This is a genomic window from Streptomyces rimosus subsp. rimosus (genome assembly GCF_000720725.1).
In the GTDB taxonomy this organism is placed as follows: domain Bacteria; phylum Actinomycetota; class Actinomycetes; order Streptomycetales; family Streptomycetaceae; genus Streptomyces; species Streptomyces rimosus_A.
The window spans coordinates 101,557-126,473 of the sequence record NZ_JOCQ01000014.1 but is presented as its reverse complement, the minus strand read 5'-3'; the positions used below and the strand labels follow the sequence as shown (position 1 = coordinate 126,473).

The window sequence follows — 24,917 nt, the reverse complement described above, 5'->3', positions numbered from 1 at the left end:
CCCCTCCTCCCCTCCTCCCCGCAACCTTCCCGCAACGTCCCCGCCCCTAGCCTGCGCACCGGCGCCCCGCCGCGGGAGCGGAGGCGCGAGCCGAGAGCGATTGGGAGCCCCCATGGCCCGTTACGCGAACCCTGGTGCCGCCGACGCCCTGATGGCCTACCGGAGCCGTTACGACCACTGGATCGGCGGCGAGTACGTACCGCCGGTCAAGGGCCAGTACTTCGAGAACCCCACCCCCGTCAACGGGCAGCCGTTCACCGAGATCGCCCGCGGTACGGCCGAGGACGTGGAACGCGCCCTCGACGCCGCACACGCCGCCGCGCCCGCCTGGGGCCGTACGTCCCCGGCCGAGCGCGCCCAGGTCCTCAACCGGATCGCCGACCGCATGGAGGACAACCTCGAAGCCCTCGCGGTCGCCGAGACCTGGGAGAACGGCAAGCCCATCCGCGAATCCCTCGCCGCCGACCTCCCCCTCGCCATCGACCACTTCCGCTACTTCGCCGGCGCCATCCGCGCCCAGGAGGGCACCCTCTCCCAGCTCGACGACGACACCGTGGCGTACCACTTCCACGAACCGCTCGGCGTCGTAGCCCAGATCATCCCGTGGAACTTCCCCTTGGTGATGGCCGCCTGGAAACTGGCCCCCGCCCTCGCCGCGGGCAACGCCGCCGTCCTCAAGCCCGCCGAGCAGACCCCGGCCTCCATCCACTACTGGATGAGCCTGGTCGCCGACCTGCTGCCGCCCGGCGTCGTCAACATCGTCAACGGCTTCGGCGCGGAGGCCGGCAAGCCGCTCGCCTCCAGCCCGCGCGTAGCGAAGATCTCCTTCACCGGAGAGACCACCACCGGCCGGCTGATCATGCAGTACGCCTCCGAGAACCTGAAGCCGGTCACCCTCGAACTGGGCGGCAAGAGCCCCAACCTTTTCTTCGACGACGTCTCGGCCGCCGAGGACGACTTCTACGACAAGGCCCTCGAAGGCTTCACCATGTTCTCCCTCAACCAGGGCGAGGTCTGCACCTGCCCGTCCCGGGCCCTCATCCAGCAGGGCCACTACGAGGACTTCCTGGCCGCCGGCGTGGCCCGCACCGAGCAGATCGTCCAGGGCCACCCCCTCGACACCGGCACGATGATCGGCGCCCAGACCTCCAACGACCAGCTCGAAAAGATCCTCTCCTACCTCGACATCGGCCAGAAGGAAGGTGCCCGCATCCGCACCGGCGGCACCCGCGCCGAACTGGGCGGCGAACTCGAAGGCGGCTACTACGTCAACCCCACCGTCTTCGAGGGCACCAACGACATGCGCGTCTTCCAGGAGGAAATCTTCGGCCCGGTCGTCGCCGTCGCCCCCTTCACCGACTTCGACCACGCGATGACCCTCGCCAACGACACCCTCTACGGCCTCGGCGCCGGCGTCTGGACCCGCAACACCAACACCGCCTACCGCGCCGGCCGCACCATCCAGGCCGGCCGCGTCTGGACGAACTGCTACCACGCGTATCCCGCGCATGCGGCTTTCGGCGGATACAAGCAGTCGGGGATCGGGCGGGAGACGCACAAGATGATGCTGGATCATTACCAGCAGACGAAGAACTTGTTGGTGAGCTACTCGCCGAAGAAACTGGGGTTCTTCTAGACGCTCAAAACGGGTGCCTGACCTGCACTTATGCAGTCCAGGCACCCTTCGGGCGCTCGCCTCAGAGGAAGCGATCAAACAACCCTTTCCTCCCGTTATGCCCTACCCGTACACCCGTCCTGACCAGCTGTCACGGGCCATATGCGGGCCCGGCGGTCGCCGCGAGGATGGCGAGAGCCCCGAGGACTGCGCCCGCCGCGAGTTACGGGAAGAGGCCGGCGCCACCGCTCGCACTTGGCGCCCCTTCGGCTCCTACGCCATCACCCTGAGCAGCCCTGCCCGCGTCCACCTGTTCGCAGCACGCGACCTCACCCTGGGCCCGCAGGAACTCACACTGTCCGAACTCGACTTCAAGCTCAGCTGGTGGCCAATGGATGACGCCCTCACCGCCGCAGCCGAAGGACGCTTCCTTCTGGCAGGTCGCAGGAGAAGCTGTACCCCGTGCCGTCGCAGCGCACCGCACCGCACCGGTACGGCACGCCTCGTCCAGGACCGGGAGCAGCGCGGACGGCGACGCGTCCATCATCATGGCCAGCCGTTCGATCTCGACCCGTCCACCCAGTACGGCGGCGATGCTCAGCAGCTGACGGCACCGGTCGGAGCACCCGTGCAGCATGCTCCTCACCGCATCGCGCAGGCGCCGCGGATACCGGTGCGCACATAAGTCGGCCAGCCCCCGGCCACTTGGACGCTGCCCTCCTCCAGCAAGCCCCGCGAGAGTGCGACGAGCAGCCCCGGGTTGCCACCCGCCCGGGCCAGCATCCGGCTCAGCTTCCGTGTGGGCGGCGCCCCCAGCACGTCACCGGCCAGTCGCAGCGCAGGCCCCGGAGCGACCGGGCCGAGTTCCACACGGCAGCTCACCGCGTGCGGGTTGTTCATCAGGACGTCCAGGCTGCCGGGGCCCATGCCGGTACGCCGCGCCACGAGCCACAGCACCGAGGTGTCCCGCATGCGGTTCCGGCGCGCCAGCAGCGTGTCGCACCCCCCTTCCCAGAAGATGCGCGTCATCGGCGACGAACAGCACCGGCTTGGGACTCGTCCCCTGACATCCAGGTCCCGCAGCCGCCGCCCCGGCCGGAGCAGCGGTCCCCCTGCGGCGGCGGTCGAGAGGGGAGTCGTGGGCCGTCACCATGCCGAGCCGCTCCGCCTCGTCCGTGATGGCATGGAGCAGCCGGGTCTTGCCCGTACCGGGCAGTCCCCCGACCACCAACAGCCCGTCCTTGCCCGCCAGATCCGTCCCCAGAATCCGGCGCGCGCACGCCATCTCGTCATTCACGCCCCCGGAGCCTCGTCACCCCCTTCCGGGCACTCGGGGTGGTCTTCGAGTACCTCGACACAACTCGATCATCAAGGTACTACGGCGGGAATATCCCGCACCGCCTGATCACATCAGCTGCCGGCCGGCGCATGCGGGTGGCCGAGGGGGAATCCGGCAACGGGACGACGGGGCAAGCGGGCATACGGACGAGCCGTGAGCTTGACGCCAGTCCTGGGGAAGCGTTCGCGAATGTGTCACGCTTTCGGAAGGACTTTTCGACTGCCTGACCGCGCGCGGGGACACGCTGTTCGAGCTGACCGACGCGTTGTTGTGCGCGGACGGGCCGGTGACCACACCGGTGGACCTGACGCTGACGGCCGAGCACCGCAGCGGGCACGGGGCGATGTATGACGCCCTGAACAGCGGGAAGTCGATGTGCCGCGGCGCGGCAGCTGCTGGCCGGACTGCCGCAGCCGCAGGCTGCTGACGGGCGCCTGGTCCTGGCGGTGGACGTCACCTACTGGTTGCGGCCGGACGCCGACCATCGCGGACCGGTTATTCTGCCACGTCTACGGCCGCAGCGGCCAGCCCTCGGACCAGTTCGTGCCCGGCCGGCCCTACTCGTTCGTCGCCGCACCGGAGGCGGGCCGGACCTCGTGGTGCCAGGTCCTGGACGCTGTCCGGCTGGGGCCGGCCGACGACGTCGCCGAGGTCACCGCTGAACAGGTCCGGCGAGTCGTCCAAGACCTCATCGACATGGGGCGGTGGCCCGCGGGTTACCGCGACATCCTGGTCGTCTTCGACGCCGGCTACGACGCCCTGCGCATGGCTTACCTCCTGGCCGGCCTGCCCGTCGAGGTGCTGGGACGGATGCGCACGGGCCGGGTGATGCGCCGGCGGATGACCTCCGCGGACCGCATGGCCGCGTAGTACATGCGCCCGAAGAATGCCTCCAGGTGACGGCCTCGCCCGCCACGCTTGCTCTGGTGAGCAACCGCCGCGAGCAACCGGGCGACCTGGGCGGGGTTGGGGACGGCGGCCGGATCCACCTTCTCGTTGACCACCGGAGCATTCCATCTGAGGATCAAGAGCGGATTCTCGGCGAAGTAACCTTTCTCCACCGCGGTGGTGAGGGCCTTGACATCGCGCAGGTCCCGTAGGACAGCCAGCGCCAACCCGAGCCCCTCACCTTCACCCTGACCGTCGACCAGTCAGGCAAAGTGCCGCTCAAGAGCCGTCCAAGCACGCTGTGTACTTCCATGGCCCTGGCACGGGCGAACCCGGACGTCGCGCGGTCATCCTCGCTCCCGGACTTGGCAGAACCCCACATGCCGGGCCTACGCCGGACGCACACGGCAAGCTGTACTCGGCACTCGGCCACGACCAAGACGCATGGGGGAACCGTGATCGTGCCAGGCGCGCCGAGCGATGTATCGGTCGCAGGGTCAATAGTTCTAGTTGTGGACGGGCGTGACCATGTGGTCACCTGCCCGACGTGTGGAGCTTCCGAGAACCTGACCGTGTACGGAATTCTCGGCAGCGCGGGAAGGCTCATGTGCCCGGCACGGCATCACTTTCCCGTCCCTCCGCCGGGTGACCCCGTCAAGCTTCTGGAGCACGTGGTCGCTTCATCCGACCGGCAAGGTCTGCTGTACCAACGGCTGTCCGACATCGAATAGGCGACGCCCTGACGACACAAGCGCGTCCACGTGAGTCCGAGAGGTTGGATCGTCGCAGCTCCGAATAACACGGGTGATCAAGAACGGCCCACCAGGCCCACTGTTGCTCTTCGGGCATGCCACTCGTACGACCGCCACAGCCCTTGCGTTCATAGGCGCCACAGCAGCGGTTTCGCTTGTCGGCGCGTCCCCGTGTCAATCGACAGAATCATCATCACCGCGTCCCCCACCTGCAACAACGCGTGCGCCATTCACGGGGCACACGCCAAGCCGCGCGGGCACACCGCAAACGAAGGCGGCTCGGCTCAGGAGCTTTCGACTCAAGTACCGATGGTCAAAGCTGGCAACCACTGTGGCAGTGCCGACCTTTCCGGTCTCGATGCCTTCTCCTCGGCGTAATAGAGGGCGTGCTGGAGCTCCGTTCGAGATCCGTTCGATGTATTTCGGGTTATTGCCCGGCGCTCTGGGGTCCGCGATCCTGTTCCTCCGGAAGGTGGCCGTAATTCACCGTCCGGTGATGCGGACAGGGGGCGCGCATGGATCCATTGACGATGGCGGTGGCCACAGCGCTGGTGGGGGCGATGGCCACCGACGCCTGGCAGCGGGTCACGGACGCCGTGGTCGCACTGTGGCGACGGGCGAGCCCGGAGCGGGCGGACAGGGTCGGTGCCGAGCTGGACGGGCTCCGCGAGGACGTGCTCGCCGTCCGCGCACAGCCGGCACCCGACCCGGAAGCGGAGCAGGTGCTGGCCGCCGTCTGGCAGGGGCGCCTGGCCCGTCTGGCCGACGGGAACGCGGAGTTGCGGGCGGAGCTCCAGCGGCTGCTGACCGAGGTCCTGACCCCGCAGCTCCCACGAGCAGAGCAGGAACACGTCACGGGGATCATCCGGCAGAACGTGCAGGCGGACCGGCGCAGCAAGGTCGTACAGGCTGGTGAGAACATCACCATCCACGGCGGCCTCTAGGCGGACGGCAATGGCACACGGGGAGGAGGGTGACAGCGGGGCCGGGAGCCGGCATGTCGACCAGCGCGCCGGAGCTCGGTGGTTCAGCGGGATACTGCAGGCCGGCGGGGACATCACGGTCAACGTCTTCGGGTGGGACCGGCGGGCACCAGCCGCCTGGGCCGACGTCCTTGCCGCCGAGATCACGAAGCACTGGCAGCGGGAGTACCGGCTGCGCCTGCTCGGCCACCCGCTGTCCGTGCGCTGGATACCCGCTGCCCCGGAGCTGGTGCAGCCCTGGGACTCTCTGGCCGCGCTGGTCGGGACGTGGCCTGGCCGGCTGACCGATCAGAAGGGCAGGTGGGCCGCCGGCCCGGGGGAACTCGCGGGTGAGAGCCGGCTGGTCGACGTTCTCCGGCGCATTCCGACCCGTCGTCTGATCGTCCTCGGCGAACCCGGCACGGGCAAGACGATCCTGCTGGTCCGTCTCGTCCTGGACCTGCTGTCGGACACGGAACGCACCGCCGGCGCCCCCGTCCCCTTCCTCACCTCCATCTCCTCGTGGGACCCGGTCCAGCAGGATCTGGACGACTTGCTGGAACAGCGCCTCATCGTCGACTTCAAAGGGCTGCACCGTCGAGTGGCCAGAGGCGTCCACGGGCGCCGCCGACGGCGCACGCTCGCCCGTGCCCTGTTGGAAGAGCATCTGGTGCTGCCCGTCCTCGACGGCCTCGACGAACTGCCGGAGCACTTGCGCGGCATGGCGGTCAACCGCATCAACGAGGCTCTGGGAGCGGGCGGACGGAGCCTCGTCCTGGCCTCGCGCAGCGCCGAGCTGCGCGAGGCGCTGCGTCCGCCGGACGGCATCGAGGCCGAGGTGGCGGGAGCGGCCGGCGTGGAACTGCTGCCCGTACCCGCCGAGGAGGTGCTTGAGCATCTGCGGAACGGGGCCACGGGACCGGTCGCCCGGGCCCGCTGGGAGGAGGTGACGGCCCGGATCAGGGCCGACCCCACCGTCCCGGCGGCCGTCGCGCTGACCACCCCGCTCATGGCCCGGCTGGCCGACGTCGTCTACAACCCCCGACGAGGAGAACTGCTCTCCAGCGTCCGGCATGCTCCGGCCGAACTCCTCGGCCGCGAGTTCACCACGCCTGACGATGTCCGGGGCTATCTGCTCGACGCCTTCGTGCCGTCCGCTTACCGCTACCTGGACCCCGAGTCCCTGCGGCGGAGAGTGCGATGGCTCGGATTCCTCGCCCGGGACCTGCACATTCGCCGCAACGTCACCGAACTCGACTGGTGGTGCCTGGGCGACGCCGGGCCCCGGCTGCTTCCCGGGCTGCTCGTCGGTGGCCTGGCAGCCGCTCTCGGCACCTACGGACTGCGGATTCCCGCCTCGGCCGGGATCGGGCTGATGGCCGCCGTCGGCGGCGGGCTCCTGGGACGACGGCTGTTCGGTGCTACCTCGGGCATGGCCCGGGCGCTCGGCGGTGGCTTGATCGGCGGTGTGGCCGGCACCGTTGTCGCGATGCTGACGTTCGGCGCGGTTCAGGGCACGGGGCCCTCACTCACCGGGGCGCTGGCGGCCTGCATCACGGTCGGGTCGATGGGCGGCTTCCGGGCCGGCCTGCTCGGAGCGTTCGCGGGCGGCTTCGCCGCGGTCCTCACCGGCCGGCCGGAGGTCACCGCCCTCGCGCCCCTCATCAACGGTCTCGGCCTCGGGCTCGGCGCCGGATGCGCCGCGGTGCTCGCCCGGCATGCCGAGCCCGCCCGCGGCTACCACTGGTCGCTCACGGGCCTCCTCACCGGCCTGGCCGCCGGACTCACCATGGGCCTGGCAGCCGGACTGCAAGCAGGGCCGGACCGGGGGCTGCTCCTGGCCGTCGTCACCACCGTCCTGGGCAGCGTCGCGGGGGGCCTGGAGGCAGCACCGGCCGACACCGCGGCGCTCACCGGCCCAGCGCTCTCCCTGGCCGGCGACCGACGGACCTTCTGGGCCACCGGGCTGGCGGGTGGCCTCGCGGTAGGGGTCAGCACCGGGCTCAGGCCCCGCTTTCCACCGGGCCCCGGCAGCGACTTCGCCTTCGGGCTCCGGGTCGGGATCGCGAACGCGGTGGCGGTGGGCCTGGCGTTCGCCTTCCTGCGGGCCGCCTACGGGCGGTATACGGTCGCCCGCATCTGGCTGGCGCTGCGGGGCGACCGTCTGCCGAGGCGACTGATGAGCTTCCTCGACGAGGCTCACCAACGCGGAGTGCTGCGCCAGAACGGCGCCCACTACGGGTTCGCCCACCAAGACGTACAGGGGCGACTGGCCCGGCAGCATGTGGACTGCTCAGAGAAGAGCAGCAGACGGCGCGAGTAAGGGTGGGGTTGTGGTCGGCAATGCGGGCGCTCGTCCCCACGGCGGGCCGCCCACGTCCACCTCGGATCAGGCTGCACACTGGCTGGGAACGAGTCGGGCGTCTGCGGGGCGTTGCCGGGAGCGTAAAGCCATACGCCCCGGCGAGGGCGTAAGCATACGGAGCGGCCACGCCTTTTACGCGTCCGCGTCGTTCACCGGCGCGGACCGGCCTACGGCAGGAGCCTCCGTACGGCGGGTGCCTCCGGGGAGCCCAGTGCCTCGTATGTATCCAGGGCTTCCTGCCAGCAGACCTGGGCCCGGTCCGCGTGCCCGGTTTGCCGGAGGGCGTGTCCGAGGACGGTGAGAGCGTTGGCGCGGGCCCAGCGGCCGCTGGGGCCCTGCAGGATGGCGAGGGCTTCTTCGGCCCGCTCCGCGGCCTGCGCAGGGCGGTCCGCGGCGAGGTGGGCCTCGGCCATCCGCCAGTACGTCATCGCCTCCCACAGGCACTGCCTGCTGTCCTGATAGATGGCTACGGCCTGTTCGAGTTGCCGCAGGGCGTCCTCCGGGCGCCCGGCCTGTGTCAGGGCGACGCCGAGTTCGTAGTGGCCGGTGGCCAACCGTACCGTCGCGCCGATCCCCCGGTACAGGGCCAGGCACTGCTCGGCCAGGTTCACTCCTTCGGTGATACGGCCGGTGTCCTGGTAGGTGCGCGCGAGGTTGCCCAGCACACTGGCCGCGCTGTTCTGGTTTCCGTAGCTGCGGTAGGCGGCAAGCGCCTGTGTCAGAAGGGCCTCCGCGTCTTCATGGCGACCTTGCAGGCCCGCGATGATGCCGCTTTCGTTGAGGGCGTGGGAGGCGAGGACCGGGTCCGCGCAGTGACGCCGGAGGGCCATGGCCGCTCGCGCCTCCCGGTCCGCCTCCGCGAGACGGCCGGCCATGATGTGCAAGTGGATCATGAGCAGGCGCAGCCGCCCCTCGGCACGGGCGTCCCGCGCTTCCAGCGCGGCCGTCAGCAGGCGGACGATCGTCTGCTCGTACTGCCGGGCGCCCGTACCCGAATCGGACAGGTCCTTGGTCACCAGCAGGAGATCCGCTGCGCGGCGCAGCATCGCCCCGCCGGCCGAGGCGCGGGCGCACGCCAGCAGGTTCCCGGCTTCTGTGTACAGCCACTCCAGCGCGCTTTCCCGGTCCTCGAAGGCCAGGCCCGGGTACCGGGTGGGTTCGAGGTGGTCCAGCAGGGGTTCTCCGGGCCGGTTCATGGTGTACACGCGGGCGGCCGTGGCCAGGTAGTGGTCCAGCAGCCGTGAGCGTGCCGCCTCGCACTGCTCCGGGGATTCGTCACGTTCGGCGCAGGCGCGGGCGTAGAGGCGTACGAGGTCGTGGTAGCGGTAGCGGTCCGGCGCGGGGGATTCCAGCAGCGAGGTGTCCACCAGAAACTCCAGCGTCCGCCTGGCCTCTTCCGTGCCCAGGCCGAGTACGGCCGCGGCGGCGCCCAGCGAGATGTCCGGCCCGCACGGCAGCGCCACCAGCCGGAAGGCGCGGGCCTGCCGAGGAGCCAGCTGCCCGTACCCCAGCTCGAAGGTCGCCTTGATCCCGAGGTCTCCGGCCTGGAGTTCGTCCAGCCGGCGGCGTTCGTCGGCCAGTTTGGGCACCAGGTCGGCAGCGGTCCAGGCGCGGCGTGCGACCAGGCGGGCGGCGGCGATCCGGATGGCCAGCGGCAGGCAGCCGCACGCCGACACCACGGTCCGGGCGTCCTCGCCCCCTTCGCCGGTGATGTGGGTGAACAGGGCCAGGGCCTCCGGGAGGCGCATGACGTCCAGGGCCACGACGTATGTCCCCGGCAGGTGGGCCAGCCGGTTGCGGCTGGTGATCAGGGCGGCACAGCCGTCCGTGCCCGGCAGCAGGGGACAGACCTGGGCGGCGTCCCGGGCGTTGTCCAGCAGCACCAGCACGCGGCAGCCGTCCAGTACGGAACGGTAGAGCGCGGCGCGCGCCCCGACCCCCTCGGGGATGGCACAGTCCGATATCCCCAGGGCGCGCAGGAAAGCTCCCAGTACGGCCTCCGGCTCGGCCGGACGCGGTCCGCTGCCCTGGAGGTCGACGTACAGCTGCCCGCCCGGGAAGAACGGCCGGACCGCGTGCGCGACGTGCACCGCCAAGGCGGTCTTACCGACGCCGCCGATCCCGCCGACCGCGCACAGGGCCGGCCCGCTCCCCCGGCCGGCGCCGAGGTGCGCGATCAGCTCCTCGACCAGTGCGGCCCGCCCGGTGAAGTCCCGGGCGTCGTGCGGAAGCTGAGCCGGCCGGCCCCGTTCCGCGCCCCCGCCCGCGGAGCCCGAACGCCCGCCTTTGGGGGCGGGCGGGAGCGGATCCGCCCGCAGGATGCGACGGCGCAGTTCGCGCAGTCCGAGGGAAGGGGCAATACCCCGCGCCTGGGCGAGCAGGCGCCGGGTGTCGGCGTAGGCGGCCAGGGCCTCGGCCTGCCGGTTGCTGCGGTAGAGCGCGAGCATCAGGAGTTCCTGCAGCCGCTCGCGCAGCGGGTGTTCGGCTGTCAGCGCTGTCAGTTCCGCCACCACCCGTGCGTGCTGCCCGGCCTCCAGGTCCAGGGCGAGACGGGATTCCAGCAGGGGAAGGCGGCGCTCCTCCAGCCGGGCGCGCCAGGTAGCACAGTACGGGCCCGGCGCACCGGCCAGCGGCGCATCAGTCCACAAATCCAGGGCCTGGGTGAGGAGTTCGCGGGCGCGGGCCGGGTCCCCTGCGCGACGTGCCTGCTCGGCCTCCGCCGCGAGCCGCTCGGCGCGCGTCAGGTCGAACCCGCCCGCGCCGATGCGCAACGCATGGCCATCGGCCTCACTCACCAGCAGGCCGGCGTCCGGGTCCAGTGCCTCTCGCAGCTGGCACACGTACCGGCGCAGGGCGGCCATCGCGTCAGGCGGTGGATTCTCCCCCCACAGGGCACGGACCAGCTCCGGCGCCGATGTGACACGCCCGTCCCGTAACAACAGAACGGCGAGCAGCGCCCGCTGCCGCGGCGAGCCGGCATCGAGCTGCCGCTCCCCGCGCCGGGCCCCGACCGGCCCCAGCACCGTGAACCACCATTGCCGCTCGTCCCCCGCAGCGTCAGCCATGGACGCCTCACATCCCGCATTCGGTGCTTCGGCTTTCCAGTCTTCCACGCGAGCACCCGAGAAGCCACGTAACGTCTGCTGATATGGACGGGATGTGAAGTATCGGAATGCGAAGTAACGGGATGCGAAGTAGGCCCCGAAAGGCTTCGGACAGGCATGCTGCTTCTCCGCGGTCGGCCGCTGGGTGCCGCAGGGAGGAAACAAGGGTTACGGACGGCTCATCGCGCGATGATGAACGGGAGGACACAGCGGAGATTGCGGCGATCGCATTCCGCAAGGTATGAGGGCGGGCCGGAAGACCGCAGTATCAGCGAGGGGCTGCGAGCGGTTATTGTGCCGCTACTAGCCTTTTGTGACCAGCGTTCTCAGACGTGTGCAGGGTGGTGGGCCGACTTCGTTGATGCACCAACGCCTATGGAAAGAATGCCCATTACATGTTGCCGTAGAGAGCGAGCAGGAAACCATATAACGTCTTGCGGTCATCGAATCCGCCTGGCGCGCTGCCTCCAAACCAACACCGACTGGACCGCCACGCTGCAACGCGTCGCACACGTGCGCCATTCCGCCAGGAATCCCCACAGCCATCTGGCTCCGCCGGCTTGAAGGCTGGCTCCACTGCTGACTCTTGGCGGAGGCCTGAGCACGATGAAGGCCCCGCGCAGCACATCGGCCTCCGCTGGCTCACGTGATGGGGCGGCCCACCTCGTGGCGGCCCTGCCCGGGCGCGTGGATCCAGCTGTATGCCTGGGTGCCGCAGCAAGCCACGGCCCACAGCAGCGCGAACGGCAGCGCGCCGTAGTCGGGCCACAGCAGCCATATCCAGCCGATCGCGGAGCCTGCCGTCGCCGACAGGTCGAGCAGGATGCGTACCTTCCAGGGCAGGTCCCTTGTGGCCCGGGCCACAAGGCGGCCGAAGCCGACCCCGAACCCGACAATCAGGGCGCACCAAATCAGGAGCACCGCATCCACATCCCTTCCGGCTGCCGCCCGCCCCGGTCGCGCGAGCCGGCGCTCCATGCCCCCGCGGCGCGGGCCGAGGACAGCGCGAGCACGGCGGTAACCGCGAGCACGCATGCTTGCCCCGCCCCTGGCCCGGCCCCGGCACCCGGCGTACGCGCGTTCCGGTTCAAGGTGCAGTATCACACCTGCGGACAAAGGCTTGCGCACCGGGCGCTTTGTCTGTCCGCCCGACGCCCTTGTCCGACGCCCTTGCGCGGCGTCGACTCCTGATGTGGTCGTTCCACATCCACGCAGCGGGTCAGCCCGTCCGAGCCACGGCGCCGAGCCTGTCGGCGGGGACGTCCCCCGCCGTCAGTCTTTCCTGATCTGACTCAAGAACGGACCTGCGTACGGGGAAGCGGGATTCAATCTCTGCGGGGCTCCGGAGGTCGGCCGGCTGCTGGCGTCAAAAGGCCGGTTCGTCGTCCACGGATGCCGCGGAGCCGCATTTGTTGTTCGCCAGTGCGGTATCGAGCTGCTTCTTCAGCGTGTTCTTCTATTCGTAGCGGGTCTGGTTCTTGCCGGCTTTCAGGCACTTCTTCGCGTCGTTCTTGAACATCTTGTGGATCCCGATATTGCTCTAGGATCCCGACTGATCGTGATGACCGGTCGGGATGTTGCCGTTCCGGGAACTTCGTTGTTTCGGGATCAGCTCAAGAGCCCGTGCTGACGTCACGAAGCACCGACGCAGCGGTGTGACCATCCGGCTCAGCCGACTGGTGAGCAGCTGGGGTCGGACGGGTTCGAGGCGTAGGCCGTGGCGAGCTGTTCGAGCAGAGATGCTGTGCAGGAATGAGCGTTAGCTGCACCCCTTGGCGCCCCTGAACGGGCGTGCTCTACCGTGATCGCCGCGACCCTGTCCACCAAGACCTCGACCATGTCCGTGCTCACAGTAGGGCGGGGGCGGCAGTCGGGTCACGGCTTGCGGGCTGTTCCGGTGCCCACTCCTGGGCTGAGCTGGGCTGCGCCGGCCACGTCGCGAGGCCGTGCGAGGCACCGCGGAATTACGCATCACGCACCACACGCTGACGTTCAGATCAGCCTTACCGCGGCAACCGGAAACTTCGGGCGTACGCGAAAGGTCGCGAAAGGTTCAGCCAGTCCGCTCGGCCAGGAACGCCTCCCAGGTGCGGGTGCCCGACACGCCGCCGTGAGCGGCCAAATTCTCCCCGGCCCGATACGCGCGGCCGACCTTTCCGGGCATGCGGACCGGCAGCAACGGGCGCCGTTTGCCGGTCGACTTCAGGTAGCTGCGGACCAGTTCGCCCAGTTCGTACACCGTCGGTCCCGAGAGCTCGGGGACCATGCCCGCGGGTTCGCTCAACGTCAGCTCCGCCATGCGGGCCGCGACCTCGCGGGCGTCCACCGGCTGCCAGCGCATTCCGCCCGGCGCCGGTACGACCGGCAGCTTCCCCATCTTCTCCGCCACCGTCAGCGCCAGATCGTGGAATTGGGCCGCCCTCAACGTCGTCCACGGAATTCCCGAATCGGCGACGGCCCGCTCCGCGCCCAGCTTCGCACGGAAGTAGGCCAGCGGAATCCGGTCCGCGCCGATCACCGATATGTACACCAGGTGCCGCACCCCGGCTGAGCGCGCGGCGGCCACCAGGTTCCTGGTCGCCTCGTCGTCGCCCTTGGGGCCGCCCGCCAGGTGCAGGACCGTCTTGACGTCTTTCAGCGCTTCGTCCAGGCCGGCACCTTCCAGCAGGTCGCAGCTTCGGTATTCGATGCCGCGCGCCGGTTCGCGACTGTTGCGGGTCAGGATACGGACGTGGTGGCCCGCCTCACGCAGCAGCGGTACGACGTGACTGCCGAGCGTGCCCGTGCCTCCGGTGACGAGGACGGGGGCGGATGTGTTCATCGTTGTCTCCCGGACGATCGACCATGTGCCTTGCTGCCATGACGCGCGGCGCGCCGGGAATGTGACGGCCCAGTCGCAGGTCGTCCAGGATGCGCCTCGGATTGATTCACGTCCGCCTGTCACATCGTTCCGTCGGGCTCCGTCAGAGGGGTGTCAACACGATCCCCCCTGGACTTGAGGAGTTGTCGACTATGGAATCGCGTGCGATCACGGCGGAGGTTCCGATGGTTCCGCGGATGTCGGAGGACCCGGCGGAACTTGTTCCGGAGCTGGCGGAGGTGTCGGCGGCGTTGTTCAAGCTCGTCGGGAACGGTTCGGTGCCGCGTGCCACGATCAGTCTGGTCCAGCTGCGGGCCGGTCAGCTGGTGGGAAGTACGTATCTGACCGTTCTGCACACTGGTTTCCTGCGCACGGGCGGGGAGCCGGAGGAGCGGATCACGTCGGTGGCGTCCTGGTGGGACTCGCCGTACTTCACCGCTGCCGAGCGGGCCGCGCTGGCGCTCGTGGAGGCGGTGGCACAGCCGTCCGCGGGTGGTGAGCGGGTCTCGGACGAACTGTATGCCCAGGTGGCCGAGTACTACGACGCCAAGGCGTTGGCCACCTTGATGTTCGCGATCGGTCAGGTCAACTTCTTCAGCGCCGTGGCCCTCATCGCCAAGCCGGTGCCCGGTCGCTCCTTCACCGACCCCTGGAACTAGCACCGCCCCTGGTAGCGAACTGACTACGTCATGCCTCCGCATCAGCCAGGGCCAGTTCCTCGGCGAGGTGGCGGGCGTAGACGATGTGGTTCGGGAGGGCCTGGCGGCCACACCGCGCTCCGTCTGTCCCTGGGCGGAGCAACGGATCGGCCGGGGAGTCGGGCCTGGCAGGCGAGGACGCCACCTGTCCGCTGGCCATGTCGCCGAGCACGCCGCACTACTGATCGCCGCCGACTGGCTCAGCCAGGCCGACACCACCGCGAACCGGCTGCGCGGCCGGTTCGCCGAGCGCGTCTGGCCGCTGAGCGCACTACTGTCGAGCCGCTCACCTTCTTGTCCCCGTGAGCGGCCCCGTCAGCCGGCCCGGAGTGGGCCGGCCAACATCGCCACCGAGGGGTCAGTAATCACTGCTGCGCCTGCCTGGCACTGCGTTCACGGCGGCATGCGTCAAGCGGCTGCCCAGTTCTCGTACTCGCGGCGGGCCTTGTGCTGGGCCGGCACCGTCGGAGCGGCTGGCAGCGGGCGTTGAGCCGGTAGTGCATGGCCAGGGCGCGGTGATGCGCAGGGTGTGGCCCTGGCCGCGTCGTACCGTCGTCTCACCGAGGAATACGCGGCACCTCAACATGCGAGCCCAGTCCCGGGACCGGGAGACCTGGAGACCTGGAGACGGGTGGCTGTCATGGACGCGGGACGTCGATGCCGGCCGCGCGCAGATTCGTCTCGACCAGCGCGTTGAGCCGGGCGATGGACGGTGCCTCGTCCGCCCGGTGACCGTTGATGACCGCGTACCGGGAGGCGGCGTCGGACCGCTTGCGGAACCCGGTCGGCATCGACGGCAGCGCGCGGTCGGCCAGCAGCTTGCCGGCCAGCGCGGCCGCCAGCTCCTCGATGCGCGGGTCGTCCGGGTCCCAGGTCCTCGCCTCCCAGCCGCGCCGGGTCAGCTCGACGTGCTCGGGGTCGTCCAGGAGACGTTCCAGCCGGGTCAGGAAGCTGTCGAGGATCTCCGGCATCAGCGCCCGGACCAGCACCAGAGCTTCCCGTTGGACGGCCACGTAGTCCGGGCCGAAGCCGGCACCGACGAGCCGGTCCAGCACCGCGCAGGCCCGGTCGGGAAGCAGGGCCCGGTCGCCGTGGGTGAGCCGGTGCAGCGTGTCGCGGCGCGCGGTCAGGTCCTCTATCTGTTCGGTGAGCCGGCGACGGACGTCGTCCAGGGCGGCGGTGAACCGCTCGGGACCGGCGTCCAGCAGGTCGGCGATCCCGGCCAGCGGCACGCCGGCCCCGGCCAGGGTCCGGACCTGGATCAACCGGTGCAGGTCGGCCGACCCGTAGCGCCGGTAGCCGGAACTGTCCCGGTCCGGCTCGGCGACCAGGCCGAGCCGGTGATAATGCCGCACGGTCTTGACCGTGACGCCCACGAACGCCGCCGCCTGGCCGATCGTGAGCCCGTTCGCCGGGTTACGGGTGATCACAGCGGCGAGGGTAGCGCGCCTTCGCGCCGGTGCGGCACCCCCTCGGGGACGCCGGCAGCGCAAGGATCGGCAGAAGTTGACCTTGACCTTGGGTCAGGGTGAACGCTCGTCTCATCGCCGCCTCGAAGGGGCCGGTGCCCACCTTCCGGGGCCACCGACGCGCGGCCCGAGCGGTGCCGCGTACCTGCTGACCTGAGACAAGGAATGACCATGAGCGAGTCCCTGCACACCGCCGAGAACTCCGCCGCCGGGCCGGACCGCCCGGAGCTGCGCAAGGCCCTCCAGGAGATCGTCGATTCCGGTATCACCGGAGTGCACCTGCGCGTGCACGACGAGCGGGGCGGGTGGGCCGGCAGCGCCGGGGTGGCCGAGCTGAGGGCCGATACCGAGCCGCCGGCCGACGGGCACGTGCGGATCGGCAGCAACACCAAGACCTTCACCGCGACCCTGGTGCTGCAACTGGTGGCCGAGCAAAAAGTCGAACTGGACGCCCCGGCAGCCGGCTACCTGCCCGGCTACGGGCTCGACGAGCGCATCACGGTGCGGATGCTGTTGCAGCACACCAGCGGGGTGTTCAACTTCACCGGCGAGTACTACGAGGACGGGACGGTGGCGCCGGGCATCCCCTCCACCATCTCGGGCAAGGAGTGGGTGGACAACCGGTTCCACACCTACCGGCCCGAGGAACTGGCACGGCTGGCGCTGTCCCGGCCCGCGCGGTTCGAGCCGGGGACGGACTGGAGCTACTCCAACACGAACTACGTACTGGCCAGACTGCTGGTCGAAAAGGTCACCGGCGGTTCGTGCGCCGAAGTGACCCAGGAGCGGATCGTGCGGCCGCTCGGACTGTCGGGCACCGTCGTGCCGGGCACCTCACCGGAGATCCCCGGGCCGTACGCCCATGCGTACTACCGGTACGAGGACGCCGGCCGCCAGGAGACGGTCGACGTCACCCGCCACAATCCCTCCTGGATCTCCGCCGGCGGCGACATGATCTCCACCACCCAGGACCTCCACACGTTCATCTCCGCGCTGGCGGGCGGCCGGCTCCTGCCCGCGCCGCTGCTGGCCGAGATGGCAAAGCCGCACCCCAAGAGCGGTTTCGGCCTGGGGCTGCGCGTGCAGGAAGCGGGCCCCGGCGGCGGCACGCTGTTCTTCCACAACGGTGGCGCCGCCGGCCACGCGGCGCTGATGTACAGCACGTCCGACGGCAGCAAGACCCTGACCGCCTCGCTGAATTATGTGGACGACGCCGCACTGTCCCTGGCTGGAGCGTTCCTTGAGGCGCAGGACAGGCTCGTGCAGGAAGTGTTCTGCGGCAAGGGGACCGGACCGGCCGGCGAGGCGGCCGAGCCTGCCCAGCCGACGGGCTGAGGACGACGGGCTTGCCACCTTGAGCGCGCCCGCCTCCCCGGCCCATGCAGGCCGAACACCCGGGCCGCCGCCGGAACGCTTCGCGGGCCGGACGGCCTTAAGGCCGCGATGCGCCGCGGCCCTGGGCGGCGGCCCTGGGCGGCTGGGGGCAGCCGCGCTGCCGCTGTTGCTTTTGGCCACGTCTGCCACAGCCGCACCGCCCTTCGCAGCCTTCTTCAGCAGCAGGCCGGCGGGGGTGAAGGCGGCTTTCCTTCCCGCTCAGCCGGCGGCGGGCTTGCGCAGCGCAGTTTGGTGGAGGTCCAGCGGGGGCCGGGGGCCGGGGGCCATCACAGTCTGCAAGCCCTGCTTGCGGCTGAAGTCTTCGCTTTTTCGGAGGTAGCAACTCCGATTTGGCCAGTATCTGCGCCCGCGAGGTGAGAGTTTGGCGGGTCGCGTAGTGAGAGTTCTTGCCGCGGTGAGCGGAGTGGAATTATTCGAGCGACGGGGGCCGTTGCGGCGTGCTACTGTCGATCTCAGTTGCAGTTGTGGTTCCCGAACTTCAAGTGCCCCCACTCGGCTTCAGCCGGCGGATGCGCTTTTGCTTTTCCGGTCATTTCCGGGCGGGGTAATCATTGCGGCGACACGGCGTCCGCGCAGTGCGGATCCCGATGTACTGCCCCGAAGGAGATATGGCATGGCTGCTGGCACCGTGAAGTGGTTCAACGCGGAGAAGGGCTTCGGCTTCATCGAGCAGGACGGCGGCGGCCCCGATGTGTTCGCCCACTACTCGAACATCGCCGCCCAGGGCTTCCGTGAGCTGCTCGAAGGCCAGAAGGTCAACTTCGACATCGCGCAGGGCCAGAAGGGCCCGACGGCCGAGAACATCGTTCCGGCCTGACATTGACGCACACTTCGCAGCTGGGGCCCGCATCCTTCGGGGTGCGGGCCCCAGCTGCACGCGATTCCCGCAGCGGTATCACCGGCGGGACGATACGGAGGATTCCGTAGCCCCGCCACGCACGGATCCCCGTTCAGAGGTGCAGGAGCATCCTGAAGAGCTGCACCGAAGCCGGCGCCCTGATTTTACGCATCCCGACGCATCACCTATTTCAGCACCTGCGTCCGCGCGTTTCCCCGTCGGCCAGATGTGTTTTTACTATCGGTCCATACTTGAAATTCTCCATGCCGCTCGCCGCTGCGGGGATTCCTTGATATGCGCCGTATCGAGGAAGGTTCCGCATGAACCGCACACGCTCGAACGACCGCTTTGACCGCAACCGCAGTGCCGATGCCGCCGCTGGAAAGGGCGGCAGCCGCTCCGGCTCGACGCCGCGCCGTTCCGGCGGTCATGGCCGCCGGCCCGCCGCGGTGCAGGGTGAGTTCGCGCCCCCCAGGACCATCACCCGCGGGCTGCCCGCCGTCGACAGCTTCGCCGATCTCGGCATGCCCGAGCAGTTCCTGGCCGAACTCGGCAGGCAGGGCGTGAGCGCCCCGTTTCCGATCCAGGGCGCGACGCTGCCGAACTCCCTGGTGGGCCGTGACGTCCTGGGCCGCGGGCGGACCGGTTCCGGCAAGACCCTCGCCTTCGGCCTCGCGCTGCTCGCCCGCATCGCTGGACAGCGTGCCGAGCCCCACCGGCCGCTGGGGCTGATCCTCGTACCGACACGCGAGCTGGCGCAGCAGGTGACGGATGCGCTCACTCCGTACGCCCGCTGTGTCCAGCTGCGGATGGCCACGGTGGTGGGCGGGATGTCGATCGGCAGGCAGGCCGGCGTGCTGCGGGGCGGGGCCGAGGTCGTCGTCGCGACCCCGGGCCGGCTCAAGGACCTCATCGACCGTGGCGACTGCCGGCTGAACCACGTGGGCATCACGGTGCTGGACGAGGCCGACCAGATGGCTGACATGGGGTTCATGCCGCAGGTCACCGCGCTGCTGGACCAGGTGCGTCCAAAGGGGCAGCGGATGCTGTTCTCCGCCACCTTGGACCGTAACGTCGACCTGCTGGTGCGCCGCTATCTGAGCGATCCGGTCGTGCATTCGGTCGATCCGTCGGCCGGTGCGGTCACGACGATGGAGCATCACGTCCTGCACGTCCACGGCGCCGACAAGCACGCCACCACCACGGAGATCGCCGCCCGCGACGGCCGCGTGATCATGTTCCTGGACACCAAGCACGCCGTCGACCGGCTCACCCGGGACCTGCTCAACAGCGGGGTACGGGCCGCCGCGCTGCACGGCGGCAAGTCGCAGCCGCAGCGCACCCGCACGCTGGCGCAGTTCAAGACGGGGCACGTCAGCGTGCTGGTGGCGACCAATGTCGCGGCGCGCGGCATCCACGTCGACAACCTCGACCTCGTCGTCAATGTCGACCCGCCGACCGATCACAAGGACTACCTCCACCGCGGTGGCCGGACCGCCCGCGCCGGCGAGTCCGGCAGTGTCGTCACCCTGGTCACACCGAGCCAGCGCCGCGGCATGGTCCGTCTGATGTCGGACGCCGGAATCCGGCCGCAGACCACCCAGGTCCGCTCGGGCGACGAGGCGCTGAGGCGGATCACCGGCGCCCAGGCCCCGTCCGGCATCCCGGTCGTCATCACCGCACCGGTGGCCGAACGCGCTCAGCGCAGCGCCTCCTCCCGACGCCGGCGCCGCTCCGCTTCGGCGACCCTGCGTGCACCCGTACGCAAGTCCGTCGTCCGTGCGGCGGCTTAGAACCTTCGTGGTCAGGAAGCTGACCCATCTCTGCAGGAGGCACCTTTTGACGCTGGTTCAGATGCAGCCCCGCCCGACGGGTTCCAGTCCCGTGGACAGGAAGGCGGTTGAGGTCATGGACGCAGCCGGACCGCAGGTCTGGGGCGACATGAGCGTCGAGGTGGCGTTGTCCGTCATGGCCGCCGCCCGCACGGGCCGGCTGGTCGTCTGCGACCAGGACAGCCGGTGCATAGCTCTGGTCACCCAGAGGGAACTCACTGCCGTCCGCGACAGCTCCGCATACACGGACCGCGTCCGCCTGCGCGACGTCCTCGGTGTCCACGCGCCGTTCGCCGCACCGTGACCACGATGGCCGAAGCCGAGCACGCGAGGTGCATCCGTCGGCTCGGCGGCCTGCCGGTGGTCGATGAGCAAGGCGAAGCTCCGGGCGTCCTCGCCCCCTCCCGCTGAACGGCCACGCCCCGGCCAGGCCGTTCTTCCCCTCTCCTTGTGAGGTCATATGCGCTGTGTCATCGCCCGCTTCCCCTTCGAGCTCACCAAGAGCGGTGTGCTGGAATCGATGAAAGACATCAAGCCCGAAGCCTGCACCGGTGAATCCGTGACCATCGGCCGCCGCCGCTATCCCGTCAAGCAAGTCGGCCAGGTCATCACCCACCAGGACCGCCGTGATTTCACCGTCGGCGAAGTCGTCCGGGCCATGACGCGGCTCGGCTTCACCTGCCACCCCCGCCCCGAGGCCGAGGCCGCACCCGTACGCGCCCTCAGCCCGCTCCAGCACGCTTCCGCGATGCTCGGCACTCCCCTGTCTGCCTGACCGGGGAAACAGGCACGACCTGGACAGTGTGGGCCCGGCCGGAACGTACCGGCCGGGCCCACACCGCTTGCAAGCGGTTCCCGGCGCTCGCGGAACCTGGACGAACCTCTGTGAAAACGACGGGGCGTGACATCCGTGGCTTGAGGCGGCTCCGGACCCGGGCGAAAGCGCTCAAGACGTACAGCGCTGCGGGCAGCGTGCGCGAGTGGCAGTCACGAAGCTTCGGAAGACCGCCGGCCCCGTCCGTCTCAGGGCTCGGTCGGCGGGTTCGGCCGTTCGGCGGCGCGGCGGTATTCGGCGTTGATCCGCTGGGCTTCTTCGAGCTGGTCTTCGAGGATGATGATGCGGCAGGCGGCCTCGATGGGGGTGCCCTGGTCGACGAGCTCGCGGGCGCGGGCGGCGATGCGCAGCTGGTAGCGGGAGTAGCGGCGGTGGCCGCCGGCGGAGCGGAGCGGGGTGACCAGGCGCGCTTCGCCGATGGCGCGCAGGAAGCCCTGGGTGGTGCCGAGCATCTCGGCGGCCCGCCCTATCGTGTAGGCGGGGTAGTCCTCATCATCGAGCCGGCCGTACGAGTCGTCTGCTGTCATCGAACCTCTCTCATGGAACGCGTCGAGGGGCCCGGATGCCGCACCGGCACCCGGGCCCCGAAGGAACTGCTACACCATCTGCCGACCGTGATACTGCGTCGGCCTGCTGTTTCCGCCGGCCCGGCCGAAAGGCTGCCGGGACCGCGGGGATCGCGGTTGCTTGACCGGAGACCACCTCACTATCGATGTCCTGCGGTACCCGGACTCAGACAGCCGCCCGGGCGATCCTGATGGCGATCGCTCCTCCGTTCTTCCCTCAGTGATCAACTACTCCGCTGTACTACTGGTGATGCGAACTGCTCAGCGGCCTGTGGCAGCGCCGCTTCCCGGCAGCAGGCCCCGTCGCCCATCCTGCGGCGCGAGACTCACTGCCTTACGATCCGGTGCGCGCGCCTGCAGCCGACGCCTTCACCGGGGTACTGCTCCGGCGGCCCCTGATCACTGCGGGCCACCCGGTGCGGCCGTCAGTCCCGTCGCCGTCCTGCACCAGCTATGGCTTCGGGACTCCACCGCCGCACCGTCCTGCGTGCTGCATGTGCGGGTCCTGCTGCCCGGCAGTTCGTCTCTGCCGGGCCCTGCGGTCTCTTTGGGTTACGAGAGAAACCATAACCATGCCACTGCCCGATGTCTACCCTGGCCGACATAGATTTTTGCCTGTTCGGCAGGGAAGTAATCGGCTTCGAACGGTGTCGGGGCAGGCGCACCGCCCGCACCGCCGGAGTAGCGGGCCGCAAGCCGGGCACAGGGTGTGGTCGACGGCTTGACGGCCCATTACGCATCACGGCCTCTTCATTTCCCCCATGCTCCGCCGCGCCCAGGCGCACACGCCCCAGCGCACACGTGCCGATCCGCACCCCCCGGAGTGCACCACCCCGGTCACACCCCACCTCACCTCAAGGCCTCTCGGCCAGGCCCAAAAGAATCTCCAACCCTGTACGCCACATGGGGCACATCTGCCTGTCCGGGCAACGCCGGTGGCCGCCGGGACATCTGCGGTGGTGCGGGTGATCGGGCCCGTACGGAGCCTCGGCAGAGGAGGCGCTGTGCCGCTGTACATGGCCTGGCGGGACGAGCGCGACCAGGCACTGTGGTGGACGATGTGCGACGGACGCGGCTGGAGCGGACCGCGCGCGATCCCCGGCAGCACGGCGCAGAGTGGAACCACCGCAACGTCCTGCACGGACCGCGGACCGCGGCCGGCTCCTGGCCCTCGGTGGTCGGCCGGACCGGCCCGGGGCGCGCCGACCGCCTACTGCTGGCCTGGCCCGACCGCGACGGCGCCGTCTGGTGCGCGCGCTCCGAGGACGCCGCCCGGCACTGGTCGCAGCCGGTCCCCGTACCCGCCCCCCGCTGCAGCACGGCCAACGACGCCTGGACGAGCACGCCTCGCTCAGAGAACCGGCCATGGCCGCCTACGGCACCATGTGGCGATGACGCCACGGTAGCCCCCGAACCGGGGTGTGCAGCCGGTCGGCGCGGACCGGTCCCTCCGGACGGACTAAGCGCCCGCGCCGCACGCTCTGCTCGCACCGGTGGCCGGGTTGCCTGGAACCCGGAGCGGCCGGGGACGCGGGGGTACCTGTGCAGTGAACAGCGGACGTCAGTCAGCGAGGAGGAGCTGACCGACAGGGCTGATTCGTGCGTCCGTGTCCGGGACAGCGGGCGCGGACGGCATGTACGGCGCGCCTCCCGGGGGTCGGCCCAGCAGGATCCGTCGATGCAGGTCCCGCAGACCGTGGCCGGGTTCGGCACCGAGCTCTTCCACGAGGCGGTGCCTGAGCTGCGCATAACAACGCAGCGCCTCCGCGCCGTCTCCCGCCAGGTACAGGGCGTGCATGAGGGCCTCGGCGACGGATTCCGTCGTGGGGTGCTCATCCAGCAGATCCCTCAGCTGCTGTGCCACGGCGGCCGGGTCGCCGCTGCGCACCTCGATGTCCGCCAGGCGTACGGCGGCATCCACCCGTCGGCGCCGCCATGCCTCGCGCACCCTCACCGGCCATCCTCCGCGCAGTCCGACGAGGGGTTCGCCGCGCCACAGGGCGAGGGATTCGCGGAGCAGCGCGGCCCGCCTGTCCTGAGGCTGTCCGCTCACGTGAGCCAGCGCCACCAGTCGGTGGAACCTGCGCAGGTCGACCGCATCGGGGTCGAGGTCCAACTGGTAACCGCCGGACCGGCGCAGCACCGGCAGCCATCCCCGGCCACCGCTGTCCGGCTCCTCACCCAGGCGCCGAATGCGGCATATGTGAGCGTACAGCGCGCGGCGCGCCCCTTCCGGGGGGTTCGCGCCCCACACCCGCTCGATCAGCACATCGACGGGCACCGCCCGGCCGGCATCGACCGCCAGCGCGGCCAGCACGGCCCGGCGTTGAGGCGGCCCCGCATCCACCGAACGCTCCCGCAGCACGACTTCCACCGGCCCCGACAGACACAGCCGTACCACCATATCCAGCCCCCGTTCACCTTTTCTCCACGGTCCTCGCGCAGTCGCCACAGGGCGACAAGCTTTCGGCAAACTTTCAATCAATAACCAGCCGTCAGCCTGAACCCGGACATGCCGGGTCCCGCCACAGGCGACGGGCACCGGCCGGAAACCGACGCGGAGTTCGGTGCCCGCGAACACCACCCGCAGAGGGGAGTTGACCCGTGTACCGATCGAACACGGCGACGGCGGTCCGGTGGAACGGCTCACCACCGGCGCCCTCGACGGCCGGAGCGCCGCGGCGTGGCGTACTGGCGGGTGCCTTCGCGCTGCTGTCCGTCCTACGGCAGATCGAGGACGCGAGTCTCACCGCCCTGGCGTCCGCCAGCGGCCTGCCCAAGACGACGGCGTACCGGCTCCTGGAGCAGTTGAGCGACCTCGGGGCCGTCGAACACCGGCAGGGCCGGTACCGCATCGGTCCGCATCTGTTCCAGCTCGGCCAGGGGTGGCAGCCATGTCCCGAGCTGCGTCCCGCCGCACGACGGCCATCGCGACGGCTGGCGTCCGTCACCGGGACAACGGTGGGACTCGCCGTGCTGTACCAGGGACAGACGATGATCCTGGACTGGACGACCGGACTGGACACGACGCCTCCGCCGGTGAACGACCGGTCGCTCTGGCCGTGGTACACGGCGGCCGGGAAGGTCCTGCTCGCCATTTCCCGCTCCGAGCTGCCCTTCGCTCCCTTGCCGGACACTTGGCCGGACGAGGCGGCCGCCATCCGCCGGCGCGGAGCCGCTTTCGACCGGGAGGAGGTGCTGGAAGGTGTGTGCTGCACCGCGGTACCGGTGCTGGGGCGCAGCGGTCTACCGGTGGCGGCGCTGTGCGTGCTGACCGATCCGCAACACCGTCTGGACCGCCTCACCGAGGCCGCCCGGCGGACCGCGACCGCCATCGGCGCGGCGCTCGGCCACCGGCGATGACCCCGCCCCGCACTCCCCGAGTTTCCGCCTCCCCGG

16 protein-coding genes and 3 pseudogenes are annotated in these 24,917 nt (G+C 70.0%); 12 read left to right on the top strand and 7 right to left on the bottom strand.

Annotation, left to right across the window (positions count from 1 at the left end; all coding sequences use genetic code 11):
• Positions 1-112 precede the first annotated feature (112 nt).
• Positions 113-1,636 (top strand): acetaldehyde dehydrogenase ExaC, encoded by a 1,524-nt coding sequence (gene exaC / locus IH45_RS0110500; protein WP_030664977.1) that lies wholly within the window; start codon positions 113-115, stop codon positions 1,634-1,636.
• A gap of 148 nt (positions 1,637-1,784) precedes the next feature.
• A pseudogene (locus tag IH45_RS1000000149810) lies at positions 1,785-2,051 on the top strand (NUDIX domain-containing protein); the annotation flags it as partial.
• 206 nt (positions 2,052-2,257) lie between these two features.
• On the opposite strand, the gene IH45_RS0110490 reads toward IH45_RS1000000149810, so the two are convergent.
• Complete coding sequence (locus IH45_RS0110490) at positions 2,258-2,644, bottom strand: hypothetical protein (RefSeq protein WP_030664972.1); 387 nt, start codon at positions 2,642-2,644, stop codon at positions 2,258-2,260.
• Positions 2,645-3,043: 399 nt separating this feature from the next.
• On the opposite strand from IH45_RS0110490, the pseudogene IH45_RS01000000143445 reads away from it, so the two are divergent.
• From IH45_RS01000000143445 to IH45_RS1000000145155, 3 genes and pseudogenes are all read left to right on the top strand, one after another.
• Positions 3,044-3,791, top strand: a pseudogene (locus tag IH45_RS01000000143445) (transposase); the annotation flags it as partial.
• A gap of 1,318 nt (positions 3,792-5,109) precedes the next feature.
• A complete protein-coding gene (locus IH45_RS0110475) occupies positions 5,110-5,538 on the top strand; it encodes a hypothetical protein (RefSeq protein WP_030664967.1) in 429 nt (142 codons plus the stop codon).
• A gap of 10 nt (positions 5,539-5,548) precedes the next feature.
• A complete protein-coding gene (locus tag IH45_RS1000000145155) occupies positions 5,549-7,879 on the top strand; it encodes an NACHT domain-containing protein (RefSeq protein ID WP_050514708.1) in 2,331 nt (776 codons plus the stop codon).
• A 209-nt stretch (positions 7,880-8,088) separates the two neighbouring features.
• Here the strand turns inward: IH45_RS1000000145155 and IH45_RS0110465 are convergent, their stop codons facing one another.
• The 3 genes from IH45_RS0110465 to IH45_RS0110455 form a co-directional block, all read right to left on the bottom strand.
• On the bottom strand, positions 8,089-10,986 hold the full coding sequence (locus tag IH45_RS0110465; protein WP_030664963.1) for an AfsR/SARP family transcriptional regulator: 2,898 nt from the start codon (positions 10,984-10,986) through the stop codon (positions 8,089-8,091).
• Between the two features lie 681 nt (positions 10,987-11,667).
• Positions 11,668-11,946: a hypothetical protein gene (locus IH45_RS0110460; RefSeq protein ID WP_158813004.1), complete on the bottom strand. Its 279-nt coding sequence runs from the start codon at positions 11,944-11,946 to the stop codon at positions 11,668-11,670.
• 1,132 nt (positions 11,947-13,078) lie between these two features.
• Positions 13,079-13,846 carry an SDR family oxidoreductase gene (locus tag IH45_RS0110455; RefSeq protein ID WP_030664957.1) on the bottom strand — a complete coding sequence of 256 codons (768 nt, stop codon included), beginning with the start codon at positions 13,844-13,846 and terminating at the stop codon, positions 13,079-13,081.
• Between the two features lie 191 nt (positions 13,847-14,037).
• Between IH45_RS0110455 and IH45_RS0110450 the strand changes: the two genes are divergently transcribed.
• On the top strand, positions 14,038-14,544 hold the full coding sequence (locus tag IH45_RS0110450; protein ID WP_030664954.1) for a carboxymuconolactone decarboxylase family protein: 507 nt from the start codon (positions 14,038-14,040) through the stop codon (positions 14,542-14,544).
• A 677-nt stretch (positions 14,545-15,221) separates the two neighbouring features.
• Here the strand turns inward: IH45_RS0110450 and IH45_RS0110445 are convergent.
• Positions 15,222-16,013, bottom strand: coding sequence for a MerR family transcriptional regulator (locus IH45_RS0110445; RefSeq protein WP_030664950.1), 792 nt, complete (start codon positions 16,011-16,013; stop codon positions 15,222-15,224).
• Between the two features lie 210 nt (positions 16,014-16,223).
• Here IH45_RS0110445 and IH45_RS0110440 point away from each other — a divergent pair, with 210 nt between their 5' ends.
• The 5 genes and pseudogenes from IH45_RS0110440 (at position 16,224) to IH45_RS0110420 (ending at position 20,892) form a co-directional block, all read left to right on the top strand.
• Complete coding sequence (locus IH45_RS0110440; RefSeq protein ID WP_050514707.1) at positions 16,224-17,387, top strand: serine hydrolase domain-containing protein; 1,164 nt, start codon at positions 16,224-16,226, stop codon at positions 17,385-17,387.
• 673 nt (positions 17,388-18,060) lie between these two features.
• On the top strand, positions 18,061-18,264 hold the full coding sequence (locus IH45_RS0110435; RefSeq protein ID WP_030664939.1) for a cold-shock protein: 204 nt from the start codon (positions 18,061-18,063) through the stop codon (positions 18,262-18,264).
• Positions 18,265-18,605: 341 nt separating this feature from the next.
• A complete protein-coding gene (locus IH45_RS0110430; protein WP_030664937.1) occupies positions 18,606-20,078 on the top strand; it encodes a DEAD/DEAH box helicase in 1,473 nt (490 codons plus the stop codon).
• Between the two features lie 46 nt (positions 20,079-20,124).
• Positions 20,125-20,528 (top strand): annotated as a pseudogene (locus IH45_RS0110425) (CBS domain-containing protein).
• A gap of 49 nt (positions 20,529-20,577) precedes the next feature.
• Positions 20,578-20,892 (top strand): SCO5918 family protein, encoded by a 315-nt coding sequence (locus IH45_RS0110420; protein ID WP_030664933.1) that lies wholly within the window; start codon positions 20,578-20,580, stop codon positions 20,890-20,892.
• Between the two features lie 248 nt (positions 20,893-21,140).
• On the opposite strand, the gene IH45_RS0110415 is transcribed toward IH45_RS0110420, so the two are convergent.
• Positions 21,141-21,479, bottom strand: coding sequence for a MerR family transcriptional regulator (locus IH45_RS0110415; protein ID WP_030664931.1), 339 nt, complete (start codon positions 21,477-21,479; stop codon positions 21,141-21,143).
• Between the two features lie 1,600 nt (positions 21,480-23,079).
• Positions 23,080-23,922 (bottom strand): AfsR/SARP family transcriptional regulator, encoded by an 843-nt coding sequence (locus tag IH45_RS0110410; RefSeq protein WP_030664930.1) that lies wholly within the window; start codon positions 23,920-23,922, stop codon positions 23,080-23,082.
• 200 nt (positions 23,923-24,122) lie between these two features.
• On the opposite strand from IH45_RS0110410, the gene IH45_RS0110405 reads away from it, so the two are divergent.
• Positions 24,123-24,881 carry an IclR family transcriptional regulator gene (locus IH45_RS0110405; RefSeq protein ID WP_030664927.1) on the top strand — a complete coding sequence of 253 codons (759 nt, stop codon included), beginning with the start codon at positions 24,123-24,125 and terminating at the stop codon, positions 24,879-24,881.
• The last annotated feature ends 36 nt before the right edge of the window (positions 24,882-24,917 follow it).

What these genes read in the sequence shown, in the direction of transcription:
- exaC (WP_030664977.1), top strand. Translation starts at nt 113, where the DNA reads ATGGCCCGTTACGCGAACCCTGGTGCCGCCGACGCCCTGATGGCCTAC.
- IH45_RS0110490 (WP_030664972.1), bottom strand. Translation starts at nt 2,644, where the DNA reads ATGACGCGCATCTTCTGGGAAGGGGGGTGCGACACGCTGCTGGCGCGC.
- IH45_RS0110475 (WP_030664967.1), top strand. Translation starts at nt 5,110, where the DNA reads ATGGATCCATTGACGATGGCGGTGGCCACAGCGCTGGTGGGGGCGATG.
- IH45_RS1000000145155 (WP_050514708.1), top strand. Translation starts at nt 5,549, where the DNA reads ATGGCACACGGGGAGGAGGGTGACAGCGGGGCCGGGAGCCGGCATGTC.
- IH45_RS0110465 (WP_030664963.1), bottom strand. Translation starts at nt 10,986, where the DNA reads ATGGCTGACGCTGCGGGGGACGAGCGGCAATGGTGGTTCACGGTGCTG.
- IH45_RS0110455 (WP_030664957.1), bottom strand. Translation starts at nt 13,846, where the DNA reads ATGAACACATCCGCCCCCGTCCTCGTCACCGGAGGCACGGGCACGCTC.
- IH45_RS0110450 (WP_030664954.1), top strand. Translation starts at nt 14,038, where the DNA reads ATGGAATCGCGTGCGATCACGGCGGAGGTTCCGATGGTTCCGCGGATG.
- IH45_RS0110440 (WP_050514707.1), top strand. Translation starts at nt 16,224, where the DNA reads ATGAGCGAGTCCCTGCACACCGCCGAGAACTCCGCCGCCGGGCCGGAC.
- IH45_RS0110435 (WP_030664939.1), top strand. Translation starts at nt 18,061, where the DNA reads ATGGCTGCTGGCACCGTGAAGTGGTTCAACGCGGAGAAGGGCTTCGGC.
- IH45_RS0110430 (WP_030664937.1), top strand. Translation starts at nt 18,606, where the DNA reads ATGAACCGCACACGCTCGAACGACCGCTTTGACCGCAACCGCAGTGCC.
- IH45_RS0110420 (WP_030664933.1), top strand. Translation starts at nt 20,578, where the DNA reads ATGCGCTGTGTCATCGCCCGCTTCCCCTTCGAGCTCACCAAGAGCGGT.
- IH45_RS0110415 (WP_030664931.1), bottom strand. Translation starts at nt 21,479, where the DNA reads ATGACAGCAGACGACTCGTACGGCCGGCTCGATGATGAGGACTACCCC.
- IH45_RS0110410 (WP_030664930.1), bottom strand. Translation starts at nt 23,922, where the DNA reads ATGGTGGTACGGCTGTGTCTGTCGGGGCCGGTGGAAGTCGTGCTGCGG.